Raw genomic sequence first — 24,147 nt, 5'->3', positions numbered from 1 at the left:
ACGAGTCAGAGCGGCAACGCGATCAGCCGGGCGATCACGAGCATCATCGCGAGGGCACCGAGGACGACGAACACCGCGTTCTCGAGGTCGGGATCGCCGGCCTCGATCGGGGTCGAGCCCGGTTCGGGCGTGTACTGGTCGTCGTCGGGTTCGTCCTCGGCGGGGTCGCGAGCCGATTCCTCGTCACTCGAGAGGTCCATGCGGATCCGGTCGTGGGCGTGCTCACGATCGGGATCGGGATCAGAATCAGGCTCACGATCGCCGTCGATCCCATCGGGGCTCGAGCGTGGTACGTTCGTGTCCGAGTTCCGATTCGTGCTCGCGTTCCCGTTCTCGTTCTCGTTCCCGTTCCCGTTCACGTTCACGTTCGAACCCGAATTCGGATCCACACTCGTGTCCGACGAAGCGGACGGCGGTCGGTCGGGTCCGTTCTCCTCGTCTCCCCCGCCGCCATCCGTTCCGGTCCCGTCGTCTGCCATGCACGTTCGTAATAGACCTGCAGTCAAAAACCCGTGGGACGCGGGTCGGTCCTCCGTCTCAGGCGCGCTCGGTCCGGTCGCCGATCTCGCCGCGATAGACGACCCCGCGCTCGGCGTCGAGCGTCACCGTCGTCCCGACGTCCGTCTCGGAGACCGCCGCGTCGCTGATCATCGGGATATCCATCTCGCGAGCGACCAGCGCCGGGTATCCGGTCATCCCACGCTGGGCGTTGAGGATACCGCCGATCTTGCTCACGTCGCCGTCGAACTCCTCGTCGAAATCCGCCGGGAGTGCGAGGATAGCGCCCTCGGGGACCTCGGAGAGGTCGCCGTCCGGGGCGCGTGCGATCGGCCCCGTCGCCCGACCGTCGACGACGACCCGGCCGGTCGTCAGCGCCTCCGCGGCGACGTGGACCTTCATCATGTTCGTCGTGCTCGCACCCTCGAGGTCGGTCATCATGCCACAGAGGACGACGACGGTGTCGCCGCTCTGGGCGACCCCGGCATCCAGGGCTGCCTGGACGGCCTTCTCGACGACGGCGTCGGCCCCCTGGTCGGAGACGCGGGCGTACAGCGGGGTGACGCCCCACGAGAGCGCGAGCCGACGGCGCACCTCGTGGCTCTGCGTGGAGGCGACGACGGGGACGCCGGGCCGGTACTTGGCCGTCTTCAGGGCCGTGTAGCCGGACTCGGTGGCCGCGACGACGGCCTCCGCACCGACGTCGCGGGCGAGAAAGCGGGCCGAGCGTGCGAGCGCGTCGGTCCGGGCCTCCCCCGCGGTCGGGACGCGCTGCTCGAGCAGTTCCTCGTACTCCTCGGAGTTCTCGACCTGGCGGACGATGCTGTCCATCGCATCGACGACGGCGACGGGGTGGTCGCCGATCGCGGTCTCGCCCGAGAGCATCACGGCGTCGGTGCCGTCGAGGACGGCATTCGCCACGTCCGACGCCTCGGCCCGCGTCGGGCGGCGGGCGGTGACCATCGAGTCGAGCATCTCGGTGGCGGTGATGACCGGCGATCCGGCCTCCCGACACTTGCGGATGATCCGCTTCTGGATCATGGGGACGTCCTCCATCGGACACTCGACGCCCAGGTCGCCGCGGGCGACCATCACGCCGTAGGCGGCCTCGATGATCTCGTCCAGGTTCTCGACCGCGCCCGCCCGCTCGATCTTGGCGACGATCGGGATGTCGGCGTCGAGCTCCTCGAGGACCTCGTTGACCGCGTAGACGTCCTCGGCGTCCCGGACGAAGCTCGCGGCCACGAAGTCGACCTCCTTCTCCGCGGCGAGTTCGAGGTCCTTCCGGTCGCTCTCGGTGACGATGTCGAGGTCGAGGTCGACGCCGGGGACGTTGACCCCCTTCCGGCCGCCCAGTTCGCCGCCGGTGTCGACGCGGGCGAGGACGGCGTCCTCGCGCTCTCGCGACTCCCCTTCGCTCGAGGAATTCGAGGAGCGTCGCTCCTCGTGGTCCAGGTCGGTGTCGACGACGGTCGTCTCGATCAGCCCGTCGTCGAGCAGGATGCGGTCCCCGGGCTCGACGGCGTCGATCGGAAGCGAGAGCCCGACCGTGTCCGGAGCCACCTCGTCGCCCTCGACGAAGCGGATCTCGGAGCCGGTCTCGAGGGTGACGGTCTCGCCCTCCGGGAGGGGTGCGGTGCGGATCTCGGGACCTTGCATGTCGAGCATGACGGCGACCGGTTCGTCGCGCTCCTCGTCGACGCTGCGGACGCGGTCGATGAGGTCGGCCCGATCCTCGCGGCTGCCGTGGCTCGCGTTCAGCCGGGCGACCGACATGCCGGCTTCGGCGAGGTCCCGGATCGTGCGCTGGTCGCTCGAGGACGGCCCCAGGGTACAGACGATCTTCGCGTTTCTCATGGGCTGAAATAGCGCGAGCACCCCCAAAAAGCCTCTTCTTTACTCGGTCCCGAGTTTGGATTTCTGCCGTCCTGTGCCACGTGAACCGTTTTCCGTCGACCGGTGTTGCGAACGAACGTGCCCACGTACGTGTCCCTCATCGACGTCACCGATCGCGAGGTCCAGAACACGCAGGAACTCGCCTCGATCTGGGGCGAGATCCGGACGGAGTTCGAGCAACACGAGGCCGAACTCGTGGACTCCTACGCCATTCTCGGGCAACACGACTTCCTGGTGATCTTCGACGCGGACGACCACGAGTCGGCGTTCAAGTCGGCGCTGACGCTTCGCCGGCACGGGCTCGCCGGCGAGACGATGGAGATCGTCGACACGGACGACTTCGCGCACCTGGTCGACGAGATCTAGCGCTCGCGACCGGAGCCGGAACCGACGGCGGCTCGAGGGTGAGCGGGTGTCCGCCTCGAACTCGAGCGCGGGCGACGACGAACTCAGACCCGCTCGACCGTCACCGCGCTGTGTTTGTACTCCGGAATCTTCGCCACCGGGTCGAGCGCGTCGCCGGTGAGGACGTTGATCAACGGCTCCGCGTAGTGGAACGTGGTGAAGACCGTTCCCCGCGTGATCGCCGGGGTCACCTCCGCCGTGACCGTCACGCCCCCGCGCTCGTTCGAGAGGCGTACCTCGTCACCGTCCTCGATCCCCCGGGCTTCGGCGTCCTCGGGGTGGAGCTGGACGACGTCCTCGCCGCGCAGTCGCATCAGGGTCCCCGAGCGGCGGGTGAGCGCGCCGCTGTTGAAATGCTGGAGGACCCGGCCCGTCGTGAGCACCAACTGGTCGTCCGCGAGGTCGTCGGCGGGCGGGACGTGGTCGACGGGGGCCAGTTCCGTCCGCCGGTCGCCGCTCGCGAACGCGTCCCCGTGGAGTACGTCCGTCCCCGAATCGGCTCCGGGCGGGAACGGCCATCGCTGGTAGCCCTCGCCGATCTCCGCGTAGGACATGCCGCCGTAGATCGGCGTCACCTCGGTCAGTTCCGCGAAGACGTCCGCGGGACCGTCGTAGTCGAACGCGAGGTCGTGATCGGTGAGCCGACGGCCCACGCGCCGGAGGATCTCGAGGTCGCGACATGCCTCGCCCGGCGGGTCGGCGGCCGGGCGCATCCGCTGGACCCGGCGGTCGGTGTTCGTGACCGTGCCCGCCTTCTCGGCCCAGGAGCTACCGGGGAGCACGACGTCCGCGAGTTCGGCCGTCTCGGTCTCGAAGAGGTCGATGACCGCCAGGAACTCGAGGTCCGCGAGCGCGTCGGCGACCTCGTTCGCGTTCGGTTCGGTGACGACGGGGTTCTCGCCGAAGACGACCGCCGCGCGAATTCCGTCGTCGTCGCCGACCGAACGGGCCCACTCGACCTGCGTGCGGCCGGGCTCGGCGGGGGGTTCGAACCCCCAGACCTCGGCACACCGCTCGCGGGCGTCGGCGTCGGTGACGGGATCGTACCCGGGGAGGTCGCCGGGCCGTGCGCCGACGTCGTTGGCCCCCTGGACGTTGTTCTGGCCCCGCAGCGGGTTGATCCCGGTGCCGGGCTTCCCGACGTTGCCGGTGAGGACCGCGAGGTTGATCAGCGCGTGGACGTTGTCCGTCCCGCAGTGGTGCTGGCTCATCCCCATCCCCGTGAACGCGGCCGCGCGGTCGGCCTCGCCGTAGGCTCGCGCCGCCGCCCGCAGGTCGTCCGGATCGACGCCCGCCTCCCGTGCGTTCGCCTCGACGTCGACGTCCTCGAGGTGGGCCTCGAACGCCTCGCGGCCCTCGGCGCGCTCGGCAAGGAACGCCTCGTCGACCAGTCCCTCCTCGACGATGACCTTCGCCATCGCGTTCAACAGCGGGATGTCGTAGCCGGGCGTGACCGGCAGGTGGACGTCGGCCTCCGCGGTCGTCGGGTTCTCGCGGGGATCTACGTGAATCAGCGTCGTGTCGTCGTCGACCGCCGGGGAGAGGTACGACTGGAACGCGATCGGGTGCTGTTCGGCCGGGTTCGCGCCACAGACGAGGAAAGCGTCGGCCTCGCCGACGTCCTCGAGCGTGTTGGTCATCGCGCCGGCCCCGAACCGCTCGACCATCGCCGCGACCGTCGAGGAGTGACAGAGCCGCGCGCAGTTGTCGACGTTGTTCGTGCCGAGCGCGCGAGCGATCTTCTGGACCAGGTAGTTCTCCTCGTTCGTGCAACTCGAGGACGCGAAGAAGGCGACCGACTCCGGACCGTGTTCGTCGACGACCTCGCGGACGCCGGTTTCGATCCGCTCGAGGGCTTCCTCCCACGGCGCGACGACGTGGGTGCCGGACTCGCGGACGAGCGGCCGGACGAGGCGCTTCTCGTGGCGGACGGGTTCGAAGGCGGCGACGCCTTTCGGACAGACCTCGCCGCGCTGGTTGACCGATCCCTCCCAGCCGGTCGCCGTGTCGCCGTTCGCGTGTTCGATCCCGCAGCCGACCCCGCAAAACGGGCAGACGCTCTTGCGTGACTCGAACTCCGGGGGTTCCGGGTCCGACCCCAGGAACGGACTCGGCGGATCGTCGGCGGTTCCCATACGCGGTCGTTCGGGCGGAATCGCGGTTAAGTGTACCTCCGATTCCGAGCGGGCGACAACGCGGGCAAGGGCGGGGTCGGTGGGACCGGCGGGACCGACCCACGAGGAACGACCAGGACCGTTCAGCGATGTACACGTTCGCTGAACGGCCCGCAAGACGACACACGTGTTCCCATGCCGTGGTAATCAGGTAGTGGATTTGACCCCGGACACGGCGAAGCTACCCGTATGTCAACGCCACCGCCGGAGCAGACGATCCCATCAGACGCGGAGATCGCCCGAAACGCGACGAACCGACCGATCGAGGAGGTCGTCGCACCGCTCGGCCTCGAGCCCGCGGACCTCGAGACGTACGGCGACCACGTCGCCAAACTCTCCCCGGAGACGACGGCCAGACTCACGGACCGGGAGCGCGACGCGCGGTACGTACTCGTCACCGGAATGACGCCGACGCCCCGCGGCGAGGGGAAGACGGTGACGAACGTCGGGCTCGCCCAGGCGTTCGATCGCCTCGGGAAGACGGCCGTCGCGGCGGTCCGGGAGCCGTCGCTGGGCCCCGTCTTCGGTATCAAGGGCGGCGCGGCGGGCGGCGGCTACTCACAGGTGCTCCCGATGGAGGACATCAACCTCCACTTCACGGGCGATCTGCACGCGATCACGTCGGCGCACAACCTCATCTCGGCGACGCTTGACAACCACGTCCACCAGGGCAACGACGCGGGGATCGACGTCACCGAGGTCGTCTGGCCGCGCGCGATCGACGCCAACGACCGGGCGCTGCGCGAGACCGTCGTCGGCCTCGGCGGCTCGACGAACGGCCCGCCCCGCGAGGACGGGTTCGTCCTGACCGCGGCCTCGGAACTGATGGCCGTCCTCTGTCTCGCGGACGGCGTCGCCGACCTCAAAGAGCGGATCGGCCGCATCGTCGTCGCCTACGACGCCGACGACGAGCCCGTGACGGTCGACGACCTCGGCGTCACCGGCGCGGTCGCCGTCCTGCTCAAGGACGCGTTCCAGCCCAACGTCGTCGGGACGATCGAGGGTACCCCGGCGTTCGTCCACGGCGGCCCGTTCGCGAACATCGCCCACGGGACGAACTCGATCGTCGCCGACGCGGTCGGCGGCGCGCTGGCCGACTACGTGGTGACCGAGGCCGGCTTCGGCGCCGACCTCGGCGCCGAGAAGTTCTTCGACATCGTCGCGCCCGCCGCCGACATCGAACCCGCGGCCGCGACGCTCGTCGTCTCCGTTCGCGCCCTGAAGTACCACGGGAAGGACATGTGGCCGGTCGAGTTCGACGACCTCGAGGGGCAAGACGTCGACGCGGTCCGCGCCGGCTTCGAGAACCTCGACCGGCACGTCTCCGTCCTGCGGAAGTACGGCGTCCCCGTCGTCGTCGCGGTCAACCGGTTCCCCGGCGATACCGACGAGGAGGTCGACGCGATCCTCGAGCACTGCCGGGAGGACCTCGGCGTCCGGGCGGCCGAATCGACCGTCTACCGGGACGGCGGCGAAGGAGGGATCGGCCTCGCGAAGGCCGTCGACGCCGCCGTCGCGGACCACGACGGCGAGTTCGCGCCGCTGTACGACCGGGACGCCCCAGTCGAGGAGAAGATCCGAACCGTCGCGACCGAGGTGTACGGCGCCGACGGCGTCACCATCACCTCCGACGCCCGCGACGACCTCGAGCGTCTCGAGCGGGTCGACCTCGAGCGGGCGCCGGTCTGTCTCTCGAAGACGCCCTACTCCTTCAGCGACGACCCGTCGAAAAACGGCGCGCCGGAGGGCTGGGAGCTGACGGTGCGCGAACTCCGTCCGTCGGCGGGCGCGGGCTTCGTCGTCGCGCTCACCGGCGACGTGCTCACGATGCCGGGACTGCCGTCCGAACCGGCCGCGCTCGAGATGGACCTCGAAGCGGACGGGACGGTGACGGGGCTGTTCTAGGTACCTGTAGTCGGTAGCCCGATTTTATCCGGTTTCGTGATCGAACTGAAACCGGGGTCGCCAGGGTTGCTCGTCGATTACTGCGAACAGTATCAAAGGAGGGTACCGCTCCGGAGGGCGGTCGATACGGACACCGGACCGGACACGCCGTCGCGCCGACGGATTCCTACTCGCGGAAGGCGGTGAACGGGCCGGTGACGGAGCGGTCCGTTCGCTGGTTCTCCATCCGTTCGAGAACCGGTTTTATTTCGTCGAACCGGGGCCCCCTCGTCACGAGACCGTTCTCCGGATTCCACTCGATGAATCCATACTCCGCCAGTTTGGGGAGGTGGACGTGGTGTTTCTGGATGAGTTCTACGTCCACTCCGGCTATCTCTAACTGCCCAGAGAAAACCTGCTCGAGGAGTGCGTCGTGGGCGTTTGTCAGTTCCCGGGACGTGCCGGAGAGATCCGCTACCCGTTGCAGATCGCAGTCGAGCAGGTCGAGGAGCAGTCGACGCCGCTGTCCGTCCGCCAACGCATCGAATATGTCATCGGCTTCGGCCACCTCGCCCTGAAGATACTGATCTGGGGAATGCGCAATCATACATGATAGTACGTGCCACACATGGAAGAGTTCCTGTTACATCCACAGTTACATGCACTTCGGATTAAACAGAATACAGCCGAGAGCTACGGGAAAGAACAGCCTGCAGGTAATCACGATCCCCGACCCCATCGACTCCCCCACTACTGGCCAAATGTCAGTACACACCCGATCGCGTCTCGAGTGCGATCGCTGTGGGCACTGTGTTGTCCGGCAGTATCAGCCCTCCCCGTGTCGCACGGGGGAGCTGGTCGTACGGATGGCTCCGGGCCGTTCGACGAGACACACCCGTGGCGCTCCGGCAGACACTCGGAGAGCATATGCGGCCAGAAGGGGACGGGAGAGATACGCGCCGGGGGATCAGTCCTCGAATAGATCCTTTCCGAAGTGATTGAACGGTTGAACGTGGTACTCTTTGATGACTTGACTGGAGACGATTTCGAGGCCGAGGTCCTCGATTCCCGTGAGCGTCTCGTCTGCCGTCTCGGAATCGACGGCCACCGACTCGACGTGGACATTGTGGGTGCCAGTCGTCAGCTCACGAACGTTGATCACGCCGGGGAGATCCAAGGCCTTCCGGGCCAACTCGGTCCGTTTTGCGACCGGCGCTCGACAGACGACGAACAGATGGAGGTCGAACCCCGCCCTCTCGTAGTCGATCTCGGGGTGGTAGCCGCGAATCACGCCCTCCTCGAGGTACTCGATCCGGTTTCGCACTGTGCTAGCCGAGGTGCCGACCATCTCGGCCATATCTGCGGCCGTAGCCCCTCGCGCGTTCTCCTGGAGAAGGTGGAGGATGCCCCGGTCGACGTCGTCGAGATTGTGAACCATGGATACGAAAACGGACTCCCGCTCGAAAGAGTTTTTCTAGCCCTCCTGTACGGTGGGCACCTCCGGCGAACGGGTGATCAGACCGGGACGGCACGACGACCGTGGGGGCGCTGGCTGCACTCACCCTCCGCATTTGATACGCAACTCCCGACAACCAGTCCACGGATCGACGGTTCCGCTGGCAACGCTTCCGCCTGTACCGGCGGCGGGTTTCACGCCACGGTCCGAACGAAAAATCGTGTTACCGCTACCCGCTAACCGCTACCTGCTATCCGTTACCCGTTACTGCACCTTCTCGCCGACCTCGGCGTCCCCGTGGGTCGTCAACAGGTCCGCCTCGTCGCCCGCGGCGAGGATCATCCCGTTGGACTCGACGCCGAACAGTTCGGCGGGCTCCATGTTGGCAAGCAGGATGCACTTCTCGCCGGGGAGTTCCTCGAGGTCGTGCAGTTGCTTGATGCCCGCGACGACCTGGCGGGTCTCGAAGCCGATGTCGACCTCGAGGCGCGCGAGGTCGTCCGCGCCCTCGATCCCCTCGGCGGTCTCGATGCGGCCGACGCGCATGTCGACGTCCTGGAACTCCTCGAAGCCGATACGATCCTCGGCCAGCGGCTCGAGGTCGTCTACGTCTGCCATGTCGTCGGCTTCGTCCCCGTCGGTGTCGTCGTTTTCGGTTTCCTCGTCGCCGTCGTCTTCCTCTTCCTCGTCGTCCGCCGCGGCAGCCACCCGCTCCTCGAGTTTCTCGTTGAGTTCCGCGACCCGGTCGTCCTCGATCTTCTCGAAGAGTTCGCCGGGTTCCTCGAAGGTCCGCGGCGGAGCCTCGAGGGCGTGCTCGAGGTGGGCGTCGGCGATCTCGCCCTCCTCGCCCAGTTGCTCCCACAGCCCCTGGGCCTTGTCGGGGGCGATGGGCTCGAGGAGGACGGCGACGGCCTTGGCGATCTGGACGCAGTCGCGGATGACCTGTGCGGCCTGCTCGGGGTCGTCGTCGGTGAGCTTCCAGGGCTCGTTGCGCTGGATGTACTCGTTGCCGAACTGGGCCAGTTCCGTGGCCGCCGCGCCGACGCCGCGCAGCGAGTAGTCGTTGACCGCCTCGCGGACGTCCTCGATCGCGCCGTTGATCCGGTTCTCGACGTCCTCGGAGACGTCCGCTTTGGGCGTCCCCTCGTAGTTGCGGTAGGCAAAGAGCAGCGAGCGGTACCAGAAGTTGCCGACGGTCCCCACGAGCTCGCCGTTGACCTTCTCCTGGAAGGCGTCCCAGGAGAAGTCGACGTCCTGCTGGAGGCCGCCGGTCGTCGTGAGGTAGTACCGCAGCAGGTCGGGGTGGAACCCTTCCTCGAGGTACTCTTTGGCCCAGACCGCACGATTCCGGCTGGTCGAGAGCCCCTTGCCGTTGATGGTGATGAAGCCGGTCGCGGCGACGCCGCGGGGCTTGTTGTAGCCGGCGCCCTCGAGCATCGCGGGCCAGAAGATCGTGTGGTGCTGGATGATGTCGCGGCCGATGAAGTGGACGATGTCGCCTTCCTCCCGCCAGACCTGCTCCCAGTCGTACTCGTCGCTGCCCACCCGCTCGGAGTACTGCTTGGTCGAGGAGATGTACTCGATCGGGGCGTCGACCCAGACGTAGAGGACGAGGTCCTCGCCCTCGTCGCCGGGGTAGTCGATCCCCCAGTCCATGTCGCGGGTAATACACCAGTCCTGCAGCCCGTCCTCGATCCACTGTCGCGGCTGGTTGCGCGCGTTCGAGGTGCCCTCGAGGTCGTCGAGGAAGTCCGTCAGGAACTCCGCGAACTCGGAGACCTCGAAGAACTTGTGGGTCCGTTCGCGGTACTCCGCAGGGTTGCCGGTGATGGTACTCTTCGGGTCTTCGACCTCACCGGGCTCCAGGTGGCGCTGACAGCCCTCGTCGCACTCGTCGCCGCGGGCCTTCGCGCCGCAGTAGGGACAGGTCCCCTCGACGTAGCGGTCGGGGAGGTACTGGTCGGCGTCGGGGTCGTAGGCAACCTGGATCTCCTTCTCGTAGACGTAGCCCTGTTCGTCGAGGGTACGGACGATGTCCTGGGTGAGTTCGGTGTTGGTCTCGTCGTGGGTGTGTCCGTAGTTGTCGAACTCGACGTTGAACTTCGGGAACGTCTCCTCGTACTGTTCGTGCCATTCCAGCGCGAAGTCTTCGGGGTCGACGCCCTGCTGTTCGGCGTTGACGGCGACGGGCGTGCCGTGCATGTCCGAGCCGCAAACGTAGATGGATTGCTGGCCCAGGGTCCCCAGCGCGCGGTTGTAAGCGTCTGCGCCGATGTACCCCCGGAGGTGGCCGATGTGCAGGTCCCCGTTCGCGTACGGGAGGCCGCAGGTCACCACCGCGGGACGGTCCGTCGGAAACTCGTCGGTTCCGGTGCTCATGTACGTAGTCTCTCGGTGGCGGGCGTAAAACCCGCCGGTTTTCGGTCGATTTCGCAAGCGATGCCGCTATCGGTCGGACCGCACGCGTCGGGTTTCGCGTCGCCCGCACCCGTATGATCGGGCCCGGTATCGATCCATGGCGACGCTCCCCCCGAGGACAGCGACGGCTACATCGGCATCGAGTAGAACGAGTCGACGGCCGGATGATCCGTCATTCTCGAGTCCAGGTTACGGCCGAACGTGTATAACGGTTGCCATGCGACGGCAACTCAGCGGTCCGTCGTCCAGACGTCCGCCAGCACGTCGTACCGGCCGCCGAGCAACAACATCGCGCCGAGGACGCCCGTGCCGACGAACGCCACCGCGAACGTCGCCGTCGGCAACTCGAGGACGACGACCGCGGCGGTCCAGACCCAGACGAACCAGCCCAGCGCCTCCCAGGGGCGGCCGCCGTACAGCCGCCACAGCGACAGCGACAGCAGGAAGCCGCCGAACGCGGCCGCGACCAGGACGGGTTCGAGCGAGAGCGCCGTCGCGGCGGCAGCGAGCACGAGCGAGCCGGCGACGGCGACGCCGTCCAGTCGATCCATCGGGCGCTACTCCCGGCGCAGCGACAAAACGTGTATCGGTTCCGACCGTCGCTCCCCGGCCGCGACTCGAGCGGACTCGAGAGTTCGAACGCCGACGGGATCAGTCGCCGCAGGTATTGATTCCCAGTAGTCGGTACACCGGACAGAGCTGCGTCGCCCCCGTCCCCAGCAACACGACGCCGACGACGAGCGCGACGGCGCCGACGACGGGCGCGGTCGCCAGAACACCGCCGAGAGCGGCGATTCCGACGGCCGCGAGGACGGCCCCCAGCGAGAGTCGAACGGTCCGATCGATCGAACAGACGTTCGTTTCCATACCGCACGGTTCGACGCGACGGTCGATAATGGATGTGGTACGATCGTCGAATACTGTACGTCGAGCGCCGACCGGTCCCTACTCGCTCATTCGAGTCGAACCGATCCGACCCGTCACTCACCGGGACTCGGAACCGCCCGCGCGGCCCGGGACTCGAGTCGATCCAGGTCCGCGAGGAACGACTCGAGCATCTCGCGGGTGACGTGGGGCATACAGACGAACCGCACCCGCCGGTCGTCGCCCGTCCGGGAGAGTCGCCACCCCTCCGCGCGCAGCGACTCGAACAGCGGCGTGGGGATCGACGCCGCGACCAGCGGCAGAACGGGCTCGACGACCTCGTAGCCCCGGACCTCGAGTTGGTCGGCGAGCCACTCGGCGTTGTGCTGTGACCGGACGTACTGGTCGCGGTAGCCGTCGGGCCACAGTTCCTCCATCGCCGCGACGGCGCTGGCGACGCCCGCACCCGATCTCGTTCCGGTGAGCGTCGCCTGTGAGGTCGACTCGAGGTAGGGCGTGTCGACGGCCAGTTCGTCGAGCAGGTCGGTCGACCGTACGAGCAATCCGCCGGCGGGGACGGCGGCCTGGCCCATCTTGTGCGGGTCGATCGCCATCGTGTCGACCGCGGCGTGTCCGAAGTGCCACTCGCGGTCGGTAAAGGGCAGGGCGAATCCGCCCCAGGCGGCGTCGACGTGCAACAGGGCGTCGACCGACGCGGCGATCTCGCCGAGTTCCGGGATCGGGTCGACCCGGCCGTACTCGGTCGACCCTGCGACGCCGACGACGGCCGCGGTATCCTCGTCGACAGCGGCGCGGACGGCCTCGAGGTCCACCCGGTGGTCCGCGGTCGTGGGAACGACCTCGAGGTCGACCTGCAGGAGGTCCGCGGCCTTCCGGAAGCTGAAGTGCGCCGATTCGGGGACGACGACGGACGGGCGGCCGGTCGCGGACGCGGCGCGTTCGCGGGCGATTCGCACGGCCTGAACGTTCGCCTCGGTCCCGCCGCTGGTGACGTAGCCGGTGGGCTCGCCGCCCCGGGCCCGGGCGTCGTCGCCGGTTCCGATGGCGTCGGCCGTATCGATCTCGAGGCCGACGATCTCTCCGAGCATGGCGACGGCCCGGTCCTCGAGGGCGGCGGCGCTTTGATACGTGCCGGGGTCGCCGGGATTGGTCGCGAGGAACCGTTCTGCGGCCTCGCGGGCTGCCGGGTGCGGTTCGGTACACATCGAGGAGAGCACCCGGTCGAACGACTGTGGCTCGGCGCGCATATTATCGTAGACGGGAATCGGTCGGATATTCGTTGCGTTTCGAGACCCCACGAAACGTCCGGAAACGGGGAGGGAGTGGTCCCAGTCCGTGGGAGCGGAATGCGGTCGGGGTCGAGGTCGGGTTCGGCCCCCCCGCTCGAGATTTCAGCGAACCGAATCGAGCAGCAGTTTCTGCTCGACGCGCTTGACCTCGTGCTGGACGTCCCGGACCGCGTCGATGTTCGCCGAAATCGAGCTGATCCCCTCGTTGACGAGGAACTGGACCATCTCCGGCTTGGAGCCGGCCTGGCCGCAGATGCTCGTATCGACGCCGTGCTCGCGGCAGGTCTCGATGACGTCACCGATCAGCCGCAGCACGGAGGGGTGTAACTCGTCGAACCGGTCGGCGACGTTCTCGTTGTTGCGGTCGACCGCCAGGGTGTACTGCGTGAGGTCGTTCGTCCCGAAGGAAGCGAAGTCGATGCCCGCGTCGGCCATCTCCTCGACGGCCAGCGCCGAGGCCGGCGTCTCGATCATCACGCCCCACTTGCGCTTCTCGGGGTCGATACCCGCCTCGCGCATCAGCGACTTCGCGCGGTAGACGTCCTCCGCGTCGTTGACCAGCGGGAACATGATCTCGACGTTGTCGTAGCCCATCTCGTAGAGCCGGCGGAACGCCTCGAGTTCGTGGGCGAAGACGTCCGGCCGGTCGAGCGAGCGGCGGATGCCCCGATAGCCGAGCATCGGGTTGTGCTCGTCGGGTTCGTCCTCCCCGCCCTCGAGCTGGCGGAACTCGTCGGTCGGCGCATCGAGGGTGCGCGTACGGACTGGCCGCGGATAGAACTCGTCGGCGACGCCCCGGATCCCTTCGACGAGTTGCGTGATGTAGGCGTCCTCGCCTTCCTCCTCGATGAATTTCGCGGGCGTGCGGTTCAGCGAGAGAATCATGTGCTCCATCCGGAGCAGGCCGACGCCGTCCGCTCCCGTCGCGGCGGCGCGTTCCGCGGCTTCGGGAATGGAGACGTTGACCTTGACCTCCGTCGCGGTCATCGGCTTGACCGGCGACTGTGGACGGACCTCCTCGACGGGTTCGGTCTCCTCTTCGGGTTCGACGGCCTCGCCCTCGAGAACCTGGCCCTTGTCGCCATCGAGCGTGACGACCTGGCCGTCCTCGAGGACGGTCGTGGCGTTCGTCGTGCCGACGATCGCGGGGACACCGAGTTCGCGGGAGACGATCGCTGCGTGGCTGGTCATGCCGCCCTCGTCGGTGACGATCCCCGAGGCGCGTTTCATCGCCGGCACCATGTCGGGCATCGTCATCTCGGTGACGATGACGTCGCCCTCGCCGACCTTGTCGAGATCGTCCAGTTTTTTGACGATCCGGGCGGCCCCGCTGACGGTGCCGGGACTCGAGCCCAGGCCGTCGACGATGACGTCACCGGCCTCGTCGGCGCTCGCGGTTCCGGAGTCGGCCCGGCTCTGGGCGGCTTTCGCGCCGCTGCCGTCGGTGACGCCCTTCGTCGGGTCGATGCCCGCCTCGGTCGGGTCCGCGACGTCACCGGCCCCGCTCTCGCCCTCGCTGATCGTCGTGATCGGGCGCGACTGCAGCATGTAGACCTCGCCGTCCGCGATCGCCCACTCGACGTCCTGTGGGTTGTCGTAGTGGTCCTCGACGCGCTCGCCGAGTTCGACGAGCGCGTCGATCTCGTCGTCGTCGATGACCCGTTGCTCGCGCTTGTCCTCGGGCACCTCGCGCTCGACGGTCTCGCCGGTCTCCTCGTCTTTGACGTGCATCACCTTCTTCTCGGCGACGGTCACCTCGAGGTCGCCGTCGTCGCGTGGAACGACGTAGTTGTCCGGCGAGACGGCCCCGGAGACGACGGCTTCGCCCAGCCCCCAGGCGGCCTCGATGATCATCGTCGGATCGCCGGTCGAGGGGTGGCTGGTGAACATCACGCCGGATTTGTCCGCGTCGACCATCTGCTGGACGACGACGGCGATGTTCACCGCGGAGTGGTCGAACCCCTGCTCCTGGCGGTAGTAGATCGCTCGCTGTGTAAAGAGCGAGGCCCAGCACTCCCGGACGCGATCGAGCAGGGCCTCTTCGGTGACGTTGAGGAACGTCTCCTGCTGCCCGGCGAAGGAGGCATCAGGCAGGTCCTCCGCGGTCGCGGACGAGCGGACCGCGACGAACGCCTCCCCGTCACCCACCTGGTAGTAGGACTCGAGGATCTCCTCCCGGAGCTCGTCCGGGAACGGCGTCTCGAGGATCAGTTCCTGCGCGCGGTCGGCGGCGTCGGCGAGGGCGCTCGAGTCGTCGACGTCGACGTCGACCGCTTCGAACAGCTCCTCGTCGATTCCCGCTTCCTCGATGAACGATCGGTAGGTCCCGGCCGTGACCACGAATCCGGGCGGAACGGGCAGTCCCGCACCGGTAAGCTCCCCGAGGGAGGCACCTTTGCCGCCGACCTTCTCGAGGTCGCCGGCGCTGATCTCGTCCAGCCAGAGTACAGCCATTGCTATTTGGGTGGTCAGCAGACCGAATAAAGAAGGTTGCGAACGGTCGCCATGATTCGAAACTCGGCTTCGAATGAGTATCTCTGCGGTCCGGCGATATTCGCCGCTCGGGACCAGTACTGCACGGGTGATCGACGCCACTACTGAATCGACGGCGTCGGAACTCTGGATCGGTATGCGTCGCGAAAAATCGAAGCACACAGTATCGCCTGGCGGCGACAGCGGTGAGCCTGATTACTGCCGAACGACGTTCGTCGCGCGGGGGCCCTTGGGGGCCTGTTCGATGTCGAATTCGATCTCGGTTCCTTCGGTCAGATCCTCGCCGCCAACGTCCTCCATGTGGAAGAACACGTCGTCGTCGGAGTCCTCAGTCTCGATGAAACCGTAACCGCCAGTGTCGTTGAAGAAGTCAACCGTACCGTTTGCCATTGCAACTATCCAAAACCCCGATACACGGTTAAGTGTTCCGCATTCGTTTCCTATTTCTCGAAACCGAGCTACGAATGTTTTTCTTATTCGGTTCGAGTGAATATTCGTCAACCATCGGTCGGCGATTCGGGAAATCCTGTCCGATCCGTCGGGTTCCGGCGAGGAGACCGCCGAGTCCCAATTTCTACCCCCGGGAACGGCCCGATCGCCGACTCCGTCCGGGCTCAGGCCTCGAGGATCTCGTCTTCCTCGTCGTCCGGGACGACCAGTGACCCCTCGAGGGCGACGACGCCGCGGCCGCCGACCCGGACGCCGTCCCCGTCGCCGACCCGAACCCGAACCCGGACGATCCCCGGCCGGTCGACGTAGTGACCCTGCTCGAGGCGGAGTTCCTCGGGAAAGTCGTCGTCGAACGCGCCGAAGCGATCGAGGTACGCGCCGACGGCCCCGCTCGCGGTCCCGGTGACTGGGTCCTCGGGCACGCCCGCGCCCGGCGCGAACATCCGCCCGTGCAGCGTCGACTCCCGCTCGAGCGCGTCGAAGGTGAAGAGGTAGACGCCGGCCGCGTCGACCGCGTCCGCGAGGTCCTCGACCGCGTTCATGTCGGGGTCGGCGCTTCCCAGATCCGAGAGGTACGTGATCGGGACGATCAGGAAGGGAAGCCCCGTGGAGGAGACCGCCAGCGGAATGTCGTCGCTGGCCCCCTCGAGTGCGGCCCGGTCGACGCCGAGGGCGTCGGCGACGCGGTCGTAGCCGACGTCGACCTCGCGAATCCGCGGGGCGTCCTGGGTCATCCAGACCGTCCCGTCCTCGGCGACCTCGATCTCGAGGACGCCGACGTTCGTCTCGAGGGTCGTCGTCCCGGGGTCGAGATCGTCACGCTCGTAGAGGTAGGCGAACGAGCCGATCGTCGCGTGGCCACAGAGGTCGACCTCCTGGGTCGGGGTGAAATAGCGAATCCGGCGGTCGGCCGCCGCGCTCGAGCGCAGGAACGCGGTCTCGCTGACGGCCATCTCGTCGGCGATCGCTTGCATCTGCTCCGTCGAGAGGTCGTCCGCGTCCGGGACGACGCCGGCGGGGTTGCCGGCGAGCGGTTCGTCGGTGAACGCGTCGACCTGGACGATCCGAGTCGTCTCCATACGACGTGGATCGGGCGACCGGCGTATGAATCCTCGGGCACGAGAGCCGTCGTCGGCCTCGAGACCCGGACGGTTTAGACTCGAGCGCGAGCGTGCTCCGGGACGTCGGCCTTGCTGTTCGCGTAGGCGCTGTACGCCGAGAGGGCAGCCGCGAGCAGGCCGCCGGCGGCGGTGGCCGTCGCGAGTTCGCTGCTCCCCATTTCGATGACTGCCGGGGAGGCAAGCGCCCACAGCCCGAGGATGGCGGCCAGCGAGGCGACCCCGACGCTGGCCAGCCGGTCCCTGCTCAACCGGTAGAAGTTGTACCCGCCGAGCAGGAAGATCGCCGTTCCCACGAGGGTGTCGTTCCAGATCGCCGCCTCCGTGGCCTCGAACATGAACGGGTAGGCCACGAGTCCCAGCCCCGCCAGGGCGACGATGGCGCTCACCCACTGCATCACGTCCGTGTTGAGCGTGTCGTGTCCGGTTTCGGTACCACGGGTCGTTCCGGCGTCGGTGTCGGTCGGTGTATCGCTCATGAGAACTCACGTTACCGTCGCCCTGGCGCGGGGAAAACGACGATGCCTGCAGTTGTCGAGAGGGTGCGGCGCGGTCCGCTCGCCGGCCACGTGGCGGAACTGTCGGTCCGGACCCGGTACGGCTCCACTCGGGCGCACAAACAGGCCCCCGATTTACCTCCCGGGTGGGTGAGGGTTGTGACTGAGTGACTCCACGATGGACGGCACGATGACGGCTCTCACCTGGCACGGCGAGCAGGACGTCCGCGTCGAGGAGGTTCCCAAACCCGAGATCGTCAACCCGACGGACGCGATCGTCGAGATCACCGCCACCGCGATCTGTGGATCCGACCTGCACCTCTACAACGGCTACATGCCCTCGATGCGGGAGGGCGACGTGCTCGGCCACGAGCCGATGGGCGAGGTGGTCGAGGTCGGCGAGGAGGTCGACCGCCTCGAGGTGGGCGACCGCGTGGTGGTCCCGTTTACGATCAGTTGCGGCGGCTGCTGGTTCTGCGAGGAGGACCTGTACTCGCTGTGTGACAACTCGAACCCGAACGCCGAACTCGCCGCCAAGATCATGGGCCAGTCGCCGGCGGGGCTGTTCGGCTTCTCGCACATGCTCGGCGGCTACGCGGGCGGGCAGGCGGAGTACCTCCGAGTCCCGTACGCCGACGTGGGCCCGGTCAAAATCGAGTCGGACCTGCCGGACGAGCAGGTCCTCTTCCTCTCGGACATCTTCCCGACGGGCTACATGGCCGCCGAGAACGCGGAAATCGAGGAGAACGACACCGTCGCGGTCTGGGGCTGTGGCCCGGTCGGCCAGTTCGCCATCCAGAGCGCCCGGATGCTCGGCGCGGACCGAATCATCGCGATCGATCGGATTCCCGAGCGCCTCGAGATGGCCCGCGAACACGCCGACGCGGAGACCATCGACTTCGAGGAGGCCGACGTCTACGACCGGCTGATGGAGATGACCGGCTACCGCGGCCCCGACCGCTGCATCGACGCCGTCGGAACCGAGGCCCACGGGACCGGCGTCGTCGGGGCGACCGACGAAATCAAACAGGACGCGATGTTGCAGGACGACCGCCCGGTCGTCCTCCGGCAGGCGATCAGGTGCTGTCGGAAGGGCGGCACGCTCTCGATTCCAGGCGTGTACCTCGGCCGCTCGGACAACGTCCCGACCGGCCCGCTGATGAACAAGGCGCTGACGGTCAAGACCGGCCAGACCCACGTTCAGCGCTATCTCGACCCCCTGCTCGAGAAGATCGAGGACGGCGAGATCGACCCGTCGTTCGTCATCACCCACGAGGCGTCGCTCGAGGACGGGCCGGGGCTATACGAGACGTTCAACGAGAAAGAGGACGGCTGCATCAAGGCGGTACTGACGCCCTGATCCCGTCGGCGGTCACACGATCCATCGTAGTTCTGGACCGGTGATCGCCGTCCCGCCGGAGCGATCACCGGAAAACGCTACGAGATCCGTCTCAGTCGTCGCTCGCGGTGCCGGGTTCCGCGTCGCTCTCGTCTCCGAACGCCTCACAGTCCTCGATCGGCGGCAAATCGGCGGAGTCGTGGACCCCGACTGGCGGCCGATTTACCTCGGCGGCGCGCGAGGACTCGAGGTCGGTTCCGGCGTCGTCGGCCCCGGTCGCCAGTTCCTCCATCCCGCCGTCGCCCGCCCGGGCGTCCTGGTCGATCCGCATCGAACAGAACTCGATGCCGCACATCGAGCAGAAGCGCGCCTCCTTGTAGTTGTCCTCGGGCAGCGTCGCATCGTGGTACTCGCGGGCGCGGGCGGGATCGAGCGCCAGGTGGAACTGCTCGCGCCAGTCGAACTCGTATCTCGCTTCCGAGACCGCGTCGTCCCAGTCTCGAGCGCCGGGCCGTTCGTTCGCCACGTCGCCCGCGTGGGCGGCGATCCGGTAGGCCGCGAGTCCGTCGCGGACGTCTCCCTCGTCGGGGAGCCCGAGGTGTTCCTTCGGCGTGACGTAACACAGCATCGCCGCCCCGGCTTGCGCGGCCGTCGCGGCCCCGATGGCGCTCGTGATGTGGTCGTACCCCGGCGCGACGTCGGTCACGAGCGGCCCGAGCACGTAGAACGGTGCGCCGTCACAGACCTCCTGCTGGCGCTCGACGTTCTCGGCGACCCTGTGCAGCGGCACGTGGCCCGGCCCCTCGACCATTACCTGCACGTCGTGAGCCCAGGCGCGGCGGGTCAACTCCCCCAGGGTGTCGAGTTCGGCGTACTGGGCCTCGTCGCAGGCGTCGGCGATCGAGCCCGGACGGAGGCTGTCGCCCAGGCTGAAGGTGACGTCGTGCTCGGCGAAGATGTCGCAGATCTCGTCGTAGACCTGAAACAGCGGGTTCTGTTCGCCGTGTTCCTCCATCCACGTCGCCACGATCGAGCCGCCCCGCGAGACGATACCGGTCTTGCGGCCGTCGGTCAGCGGCAGGTGCTCGGCGAGAATCCCCGCGTGGATCGTCATGTAGTCGACGCCCTGCGTCGCCTGCTTCTCGATGATCTCGAGCAGGAGGTCCGTCGTGATCGCCTCGGGGCTGCCTGCCCGCTTGACGGCCTCGTACAGCGGGACGGTCCCGATCGGCACCGGCGAGTGCTCGACGTGAGTCTCCCGGATCTCGTCGAGGTTTCCGCCCGTCCCGAGGTCCATCACGGTGTCCGCGCCGTAGTGGACCGCGGTGTGAAGCTTCTCGAGTTCGGTCTCGAGGTCGCCCGTCTCCTCGCTGTTGCCGATGTTGGCGTTGACCTTCGTGGCGAACTCGCGGCCGATGATCATCGGATCGAGCGCGTCGTGGTTTCGGTTCGCCGGGATCACGGCCTGTCCGTCGGCGATCCGTTGCCGGACGAATTCGGGCTCCCGATTCTCGCGCTCGGCGACTCGCTTCATTTCGTCGGTGATCGTCCCCTCGCGGGCGGCTGCGATCTGGGTTTCTGCCATCGATAACTAGGTTATAGTAGTGAGTTATAAATCTAGGCGATAGCGAGAGTTCCGTAGAGAACACCGCGGACAGCCGTCGAAGGCGCCGATGATGCCCTCGAGCGCATACGTCGGCTCCGTTTCAGCCCACTTATGAGGATAGCAATCCAGTCTCCCGAACAGGTGGCCACCAGATGTCCGACCTACCGGACGACTTCGACTGTACGATCACGAACTGGGAGTACATATACAGCCTCTGTCGGGACGTCAGCGACGACGTGCGACGCGACGAGTTCGAGCCGGACGTCATCGTCGCGCTGGCGCGTGGCGGCTGGTTCGCGGGGCGATGCCTCTGTGATTTCCTCGGAATGGACGACCTGACCAGCCTGAAGATGGAACACTACGTCGGCACCGCCGAGAAATCCGGCGAGCCGACCGTTCGCTACCCGATGCCGGAGGGCAGCGTCGAGGGGAAAGACGTCCTCATCATCGACGACATCGCCGACACCGGCGGCTCGATCGAGCGCGCCTACGAGTACGTCGAGGACCGCGACGCCGGCGAGGTCCGGACCGCCACGCTCCAGTTGCTCGGCACCAGCGAGTACGACCCCGATTACGTCGGCGAACGGCTCGAGGACTGGACCTGGATCGTCTACCCGTGGAACTTCATCGAGGACATGGTCGATCTCATTTCCGGCGTGATGGAGCAGGCCGACGCGGAGGCGTTCACCCAGGAGGAGATCCGCCACTACCTCGCCGAGTTCCACGGCATCGACCGCATCGAGATGGAGATCGCCCAGCCGGACCGCATCCCGGAGGTCCTCTCGGAGATGGAGCGTCGGGACGTCATCGAGTCGGCCGGACCCGGCGAGTGGACGCTCCTCGAGGAGTAACCGTCGTCCCGGTCGACCCTCGAAAAACCGACCGAGACGCGTCGTTTTCACGCCCTCGAGCGACGTCGCCCGGCGTCACTCGAGCAGCGGCCGGGCCGCGTTGCCCGCGACGAGAACGGCCGTGGCGGCGACCGCGGCCGTCGTCACGAGCGGGTTCAGCACACCGAGCAGGGCAGCGGGGAGGACGACGGCGTTGTAGCAAAGCGCCAGCGCGAGCGTCCCGCGGATCCGGCGCCGCGCCGCGCCGGCCAGTTCGAACGCCCGTTCGACCGTCGGGAGCGTGTCCTCGACGATCGCGAGGTCCGCCGCGTCGGCCGCGAGCGCGGTCGCACCGCCGAGCGAGATCCCCAGGTCCGCCGCCGCGAGCGCCGGCGCGTCGTTCGTCCCGTCGCCGACCATCGCGACCCGCCCCCGTTCTTTTAGCCGGCGGATCGTCGCCGTCTTCCCGTCCGGCGGCACCCCCGCAAAGGCGTGATCGACCGCCGGGTGGGCCGCGAAGAACGCCGTCGCGGCCTCGTCGTCCCCGGTCAACACCACGACCTCGAGGTCGCGTTCCCCCAGACTCGAGAGGGCCTCGTCCCAGTCCTCTCGCGGCTCGTCGCCGACGACGACGAACCCCTCCGCGCGCCCGTCCCGGCCGACGACGACGGGAAGCCGGCCGAACCCGCGTTCCTCGCGAACCCGTTCCCCCAGGTCGCTCTCGAGCGTCCAGCCGCGATCCCGGAAGAGGTCGGGGTGCCCGACCAGGATCCGGCTACCGTCGACCCGTCCCGCCACGCCGGTTTCGAGGCCGTCGAACGCCTCGACGCGGGTGACGACCGGACCGTCGCCGCCGTCCGGCAGGAACTCGCCGCCGCCTGCTTCGCCGGTAGCGAACGCGTCCGCGAGCGCGGCCGCGACCGGATGGGACGCCCGCCGCTCGAGTTCGCCGGCGGCCGCGAGCAGGTCCGGTGGCCCCTCGGCCTCGAGAACGCTCATCTCGCCGGTCGTCAGCGTCCCCGTCTTGTCGAAGACGACGACGTCGACGTCCCGGAGCCGCTCCAGGACGGTCTCGTCGAAGACGACGATGCCGCTGTCCAGGGCCTCCCGGAGCCCCGCGCCGACCGAGGCGGGCGTCGCGAACCCGAGCGCCCACGGGCTCGCGACGATGATCGCCAGCACGATGGCCTCGGCGGCGTCGATGGCCGTTCCGCCGCGGAGAAGGGTTGTGACGCCGACGGCGACGGCGGCGGCGACGACCAGCGGCGCGAGCACCGCGGCGACGGAGTCGGCCCGGCGCTGGACGCCGTGGGTCGCGCTCTGGAGGTTCCAGACCGCTTCCGTCAGCCGGTCGATACTGCTCGTTGTCTCCGCACCGACGTCGACGACGGCCGCTCCCGACCGAACGACCGACCCGCCGACGACGGGATCGCCTTCGGCCTTCGATATCGGGAGTGACTCGCCGGTGACGACCGCCTCGTCGACCGTACAGGCCGTCTCGAGGACGCCGTCGACCGGGATCCGTTCGCCCTCGCGGACGAGCAGGCGTTCGCCGCCCTCGAGGTCCTCGACCGGGACGGTTCGGGTGGGTCCGGTAGCCGTCCCGTCGCCGTTTCCGGTCGCTTCCTCGCGTCGACCTTCCCCCGACGCTGTGTCCCCGTCGGAGTCCCGCCCGGACCCGTACACCCGCGCCGTATCGACCTGTGAAATCGTCAGATCGGTTAGCCGATCCCTCGCGCGGCGTTTGACCGTCGCCTCGTAGAAGACCGCCCCCATCACGAGGGCGGCGACGACGATGGTCAGGTCGTAGTAGACTTCGATCCGACCGCGGAAGATCGCCAGCGTACCGTAGGCGAAGCCGGCCAGGATCGTCAGCGCGGCCAGCAGGTGGGTGTTCGGCCGTCGCAGTTTCAGGCTGACGTAGGCCCCGCGCAACAGCGGCCCGCCGGTGAGATAGAGGACCACCCCGGACACCACGAGAAACAGCGGCAGGACCAGCAGGCCGTCGAAGCCGGCGAAGGCGTCCTCGTACCGGGCGAGCATCGGCCCGTCGAAAAACGACGAGAGGTAGACCGGGTAGAGAACCGCGAAGTACGGCACGAGCAGAAACGAGCCGAACACGATACCGACGATGTACCGGACCTCGAGCATGGTGTCCGAACGGCGCTTGCGGAGGCCGGTCATCTCCCTGGAACGGTGCGTGGGACCGGTGTCGTCCGAGGGGCCGTACTCGCCGTCCGCCGTCGCGTCCTCGGTTCCGGTCCCACGCTCGCCGTCGCTCGCCTCGTCGGCCGCCGAATCCGCCGTGGCCGCCGACCGGAGATACGCGGTATACCCCACCGTACTCAGGGCGTCCCGAAGGTCCGACGCCGAGACGCAGGCGGGGTCGTGGTCGACGCGGACCGTCTCCGTGACGTAGCTCGCAGCGGCGTCGGTGACGCCGTCCCGGCGCTGGGCGACCGACTCGAGGAACGCCTCGCAGGTCGCCGAGTGCATGCCATCGACCCGGAAGAACGTGCGGACGTGGGGGTCGTCGCCGTCGTTCTCGAGGGGCGTGCCTTCCCCGGTCCCGGCGTCGGTTCCGTCCCCTCCCCCCGCCGTACGACCCTCGAGCGACGAGGCCGGGATCGACTCCGCGCCCCGTTCCCCCGACCCGTCCGCACCGCGCTCCGAGGACGGCGACTCGAGCGTCCGGTCGACGTCGCGACAGCCAGTCGAGCAGTAGCGCTCGTCCGGGCCGTCCTCTCCCTGGCCCGTGGGTCCGCCCGCGGATCCGTAAACGCGACTCGAAGGGACCGACCAGTCCTCGGAGTCGGTGCCAGAGCCGGGCAGCGGCGCTCCACAGAGAGCGCATCCTCGTTCGTCGGAGCGGCGGTCAGTCACTAGTCGTCCGTCCACCGCCAACCACA

The 24,147-nt window shown here is 67.9% G+C and carries 19 protein-coding genes; 4 read left to right on the top strand and 15 right to left on the bottom strand.

Going from position 1 to position 24,147, the window contains the following annotated elements:
• Positions 1-5 precede the first annotated feature (5 nt).
• A complete protein-coding gene (locus BM113_RS02545; RefSeq protein WP_089785052.1) occupies positions 6-479 on the bottom strand; it encodes a DUF7312 domain-containing protein in 474 nt (157 codons plus the stop codon).
• A 58-nt stretch (positions 480-537) separates the two neighbouring features.
• On the bottom strand, positions 538-2,355 hold the full coding sequence (gene pyk, locus BM113_RS02540) for a pyruvate kinase (RefSeq protein ID WP_089785050.1): 1,818 nt from the start codon (positions 2,353-2,355) through the stop codon (positions 538-540).
• A 117-nt stretch (positions 2,356-2,472) separates the two neighbouring features.
• Here pyk and BM113_RS02535 point away from each other — a divergent pair, with 117 nt between their 5' ends.
• Positions 2,473-2,760 (top strand): GYD domain-containing protein, encoded by a 288-nt coding sequence (locus BM113_RS02535; RefSeq protein ID WP_089785048.1) that lies wholly within the window; start codon positions 2,473-2,475, stop codon positions 2,758-2,760.
• An 83-nt stretch (positions 2,761-2,843) separates the two neighbouring features.
• Here the strand turns inward: BM113_RS02535 and fdhF are convergent, their stop codons facing one another.
• On the bottom strand, positions 2,844-4,934 hold the full coding sequence (gene fdhF, locus BM113_RS02530) for a formate dehydrogenase subunit alpha (protein ID WP_089785046.1): 2,091 nt from the start codon (positions 4,932-4,934) through the stop codon (positions 2,844-2,846).
• A gap of 228 nt (positions 4,935-5,162) precedes the next feature.
• Here fdhF and BM113_RS02525 point away from each other — a divergent pair, with 228 nt between their 5' ends.
• Positions 5,163-6,878 (top strand): formate--tetrahydrofolate ligase, encoded by a 1,716-nt coding sequence (locus BM113_RS02525; RefSeq protein ID WP_089785044.1) that lies wholly within the window; start codon positions 5,163-5,165, stop codon positions 6,876-6,878.
• A 166-nt stretch (positions 6,879-7,044) separates the two neighbouring features.
• Here BM113_RS02525 and BM113_RS02520 read toward each other — a convergent pair whose 3' ends face one another.
• The 10 genes from BM113_RS02520 to BM113_RS02475 form a co-directional block, all read right to left on the bottom strand.
• Complete coding sequence (locus BM113_RS02520; RefSeq protein ID WP_245757959.1) at positions 7,045-7,425, bottom strand: DUF7344 domain-containing protein; 381 nt, start codon at positions 7,423-7,425, stop codon at positions 7,045-7,047.
• A 399-nt stretch (positions 7,426-7,824) separates the two neighbouring features.
• On the bottom strand, positions 7,825-8,295 hold the full coding sequence (locus tag BM113_RS02515) for an Lrp/AsnC family transcriptional regulator (protein ID WP_089785041.1): 471 nt from the start codon (positions 8,293-8,295) through the stop codon (positions 7,825-7,827).
• A 282-nt stretch (positions 8,296-8,577) separates the two neighbouring features.
• Positions 8,578-10,692, bottom strand: coding sequence for a methionine--tRNA ligase (metG, locus tag BM113_RS02510; RefSeq protein ID WP_089785038.1), 2,115 nt, complete (start codon positions 10,690-10,692; stop codon positions 8,578-8,580).
• Positions 10,693-10,961: 269 nt separating this feature from the next.
• Positions 10,962-11,282 (bottom strand): hypothetical protein, encoded by a 321-nt coding sequence (locus BM113_RS02505; protein WP_089785036.1) that lies wholly within the window; start codon positions 11,280-11,282, stop codon positions 10,962-10,964.
• Positions 11,283-11,382: 100 nt separating this feature from the next.
• Positions 11,383-11,598, bottom strand: a complete 216-nt coding sequence (locus BM113_RS02500; protein ID WP_007143762.1) for a YgaP family membrane protein — start codon at positions 11,596-11,598, stop codon at positions 11,383-11,385.
• A gap of 113 nt (positions 11,599-11,711) precedes the next feature.
• On the bottom strand, positions 11,712-12,863 hold the full coding sequence (gene mfnA / locus BM113_RS02495) for a tyrosine decarboxylase MfnA (RefSeq protein WP_089785034.1): 1,152 nt from the start codon (positions 12,861-12,863) through the stop codon (positions 11,712-11,714).
• A gap of 144 nt (positions 12,864-13,007) precedes the next feature.
• Positions 13,008-15,359, bottom strand: coding sequence for a phosphoenolpyruvate synthase (gene ppsA, locus BM113_RS02490; RefSeq protein ID WP_089785032.1), 2,352 nt, complete (start codon positions 15,357-15,359; stop codon positions 13,008-13,010).
• Between the two features lie 234 nt (positions 15,360-15,593).
• Positions 15,594-15,788 carry a cold-shock protein gene (locus BM113_RS02485; RefSeq protein ID WP_006672078.1) on the bottom strand — a complete coding sequence of 65 codons (195 nt, stop codon included), beginning with the start codon at positions 15,786-15,788 and terminating at the stop codon, positions 15,594-15,596.
• Between the two features lie 224 nt (positions 15,789-16,012).
• Positions 16,013-16,927 (bottom strand): PhzF family phenazine biosynthesis protein, encoded by a 915-nt coding sequence (locus tag BM113_RS02480; protein ID WP_089785030.1) that lies wholly within the window; start codon positions 16,925-16,927, stop codon positions 16,013-16,015.
• Positions 16,928-17,001: 74 nt separating this feature from the next.
• A complete protein-coding gene (locus BM113_RS02475; protein WP_089785028.1) occupies positions 17,002-17,445 on the bottom strand; it encodes an SPW repeat domain-containing protein in 444 nt (147 codons plus the stop codon).
• A 208-nt stretch (positions 17,446-17,653) separates the two neighbouring features.
• Here BM113_RS02475 and BM113_RS02470 point away from each other — a divergent pair, with 208 nt between their 5' ends.
• Positions 17,654-18,823, top strand: a complete 1,170-nt coding sequence (locus BM113_RS02470) for a zinc-dependent alcohol dehydrogenase (RefSeq protein ID WP_089785558.1) — start codon at positions 17,654-17,656, stop codon at positions 18,821-18,823.
• 91 nt (positions 18,824-18,914) lie between these two features.
• Here the strand turns inward: BM113_RS02470 and thiC are convergent, their stop codons facing one another.
• On the bottom strand, positions 18,915-20,387 hold the full coding sequence (gene thiC / locus BM113_RS02465) for a phosphomethylpyrimidine synthase ThiC (RefSeq protein WP_089785026.1): 1,473 nt from the start codon (positions 20,385-20,387) through the stop codon (positions 18,915-18,917).
• A 173-nt stretch (positions 20,388-20,560) separates the two neighbouring features.
• On the opposite strand from thiC, the gene BM113_RS02460 reads away from it, so the two are divergent.
• Positions 20,561-21,259, top strand: coding sequence for a phosphoribosyltransferase (locus BM113_RS02460; RefSeq protein ID WP_089785024.1), 699 nt, complete (start codon positions 20,561-20,563; stop codon positions 21,257-21,259).
• Between the two features lie 75 nt (positions 21,260-21,334).
• On the opposite strand, the gene BM113_RS02455 is transcribed toward BM113_RS02460, so the two are convergent.
• The gene (locus BM113_RS02455) at positions 21,335-24,121 is read right to left on the bottom strand and encodes a heavy metal translocating P-type ATPase (protein WP_089785022.1); all 2,787 of its coding nucleotides are present in this window, start codon (positions 24,119-24,121) and stop codon (positions 21,335-21,337) included.
• Positions 24,122-24,147 lie beyond the last annotated feature (26 nt).

Source organism: Natronobacterium haloterrestre (assembly GCF_900112205.1).
Taxonomy (GTDB): Archaea; Halobacteriota; Halobacteria; order Halobacteriales; family Natrialbaceae; genus Natronobacterium; species Natronobacterium haloterrestre.
The sequence above is the reverse complement of the archived record's forward strand: the minus strand, read 5'-3'. Positions and strand labels throughout refer to the sequence as shown.

Excerpts from the sequence above, each read along its gene's own strand:
- BM113_RS02460 (WP_089785024.1), top strand. The coding sequence starts at position 20,561 with ATGTCCGACCTACCGGACGACTTCGACTGTACGATCACGAACTGGGAG.
- fdhF (WP_089785046.1), bottom strand. The coding sequence starts at position 4,934 with ATGGGAACCGCCGACGATCCGCCGAGTCCGTTCCTGGGGTCGGACCCG.
- BM113_RS02480 (WP_089785030.1), bottom strand. The coding sequence starts at position 16,927 with ATGGAGACGACTCGGATCGTCCAGGTCGACGCGTTCACCGACGAACCG.
- BM113_RS02545 (WP_089785052.1), bottom strand. The coding sequence starts at position 479 with ATGGCAGACGACGGGACCGGAACGGATGGCGGCGGGGGAGACGAGGAG.
- BM113_RS02485 (WP_006672078.1), bottom strand. The coding sequence starts at position 15,788 with ATGGCAAACGGTACGGTTGACTTCTTCAACGACACTGGCGGTTACGGT.
- BM113_RS02525 (WP_089785044.1), top strand. The coding sequence starts at position 5,163 with ATGTCAACGCCACCGCCGGAGCAGACGATCCCATCAGACGCGGAGATC.
- mfnA (WP_089785034.1), bottom strand. The coding sequence starts at position 12,863 with ATGCGCGCCGAGCCACAGTCGTTCGACCGGGTGCTCTCCTCGATGTGT.
- BM113_RS02500 (WP_007143762.1), bottom strand. The coding sequence starts at position 11,598 with ATGGAAACGAACGTCTGTTCGATCGATCGGACCGTTCGACTCTCGCTG.
- ppsA (WP_089785032.1), bottom strand. The coding sequence starts at position 15,359 with ATGGCTGTACTCTGGCTGGACGAGATCAGCGCCGGCGACCTCGAGAAG.
- thiC (WP_089785026.1), bottom strand. The coding sequence starts at position 20,387 with ATGGCAGAAACCCAGATCGCAGCCGCCCGCGAGGGGACGATCACCGAC.
- BM113_RS02470 (WP_089785558.1), top strand. The coding sequence starts at position 17,654 with ATGACGGCTCTCACCTGGCACGGCGAGCAGGACGTCCGCGTCGAGGAG.
- BM113_RS02515 (WP_089785041.1), bottom strand. The coding sequence starts at position 8,295 with ATGGTTCACAATCTCGACGACGTCGACCGGGGCATCCTCCACCTTCTC.
- BM113_RS02505 (WP_089785036.1), bottom strand. The coding sequence starts at position 11,282 with ATGGATCGACTGGACGGCGTCGCCGTCGCCGGCTCGCTCGTGCTCGCT.
- metG (WP_089785038.1), bottom strand. The coding sequence starts at position 10,692 with ATGAGCACCGGAACCGACGAGTTTCCGACGGACCGTCCCGCGGTGGTG.
- BM113_RS02475 (WP_089785028.1), bottom strand. The coding sequence starts at position 17,445 with ATGAGCGATACACCGACCGACACCGACGCCGGAACGACCCGTGGTACC.
- pyk (WP_089785050.1), bottom strand. The coding sequence starts at position 2,355 with ATGAGAAACGCGAAGATCGTCTGTACCCTGGGGCCGTCCTCGAGCGAC.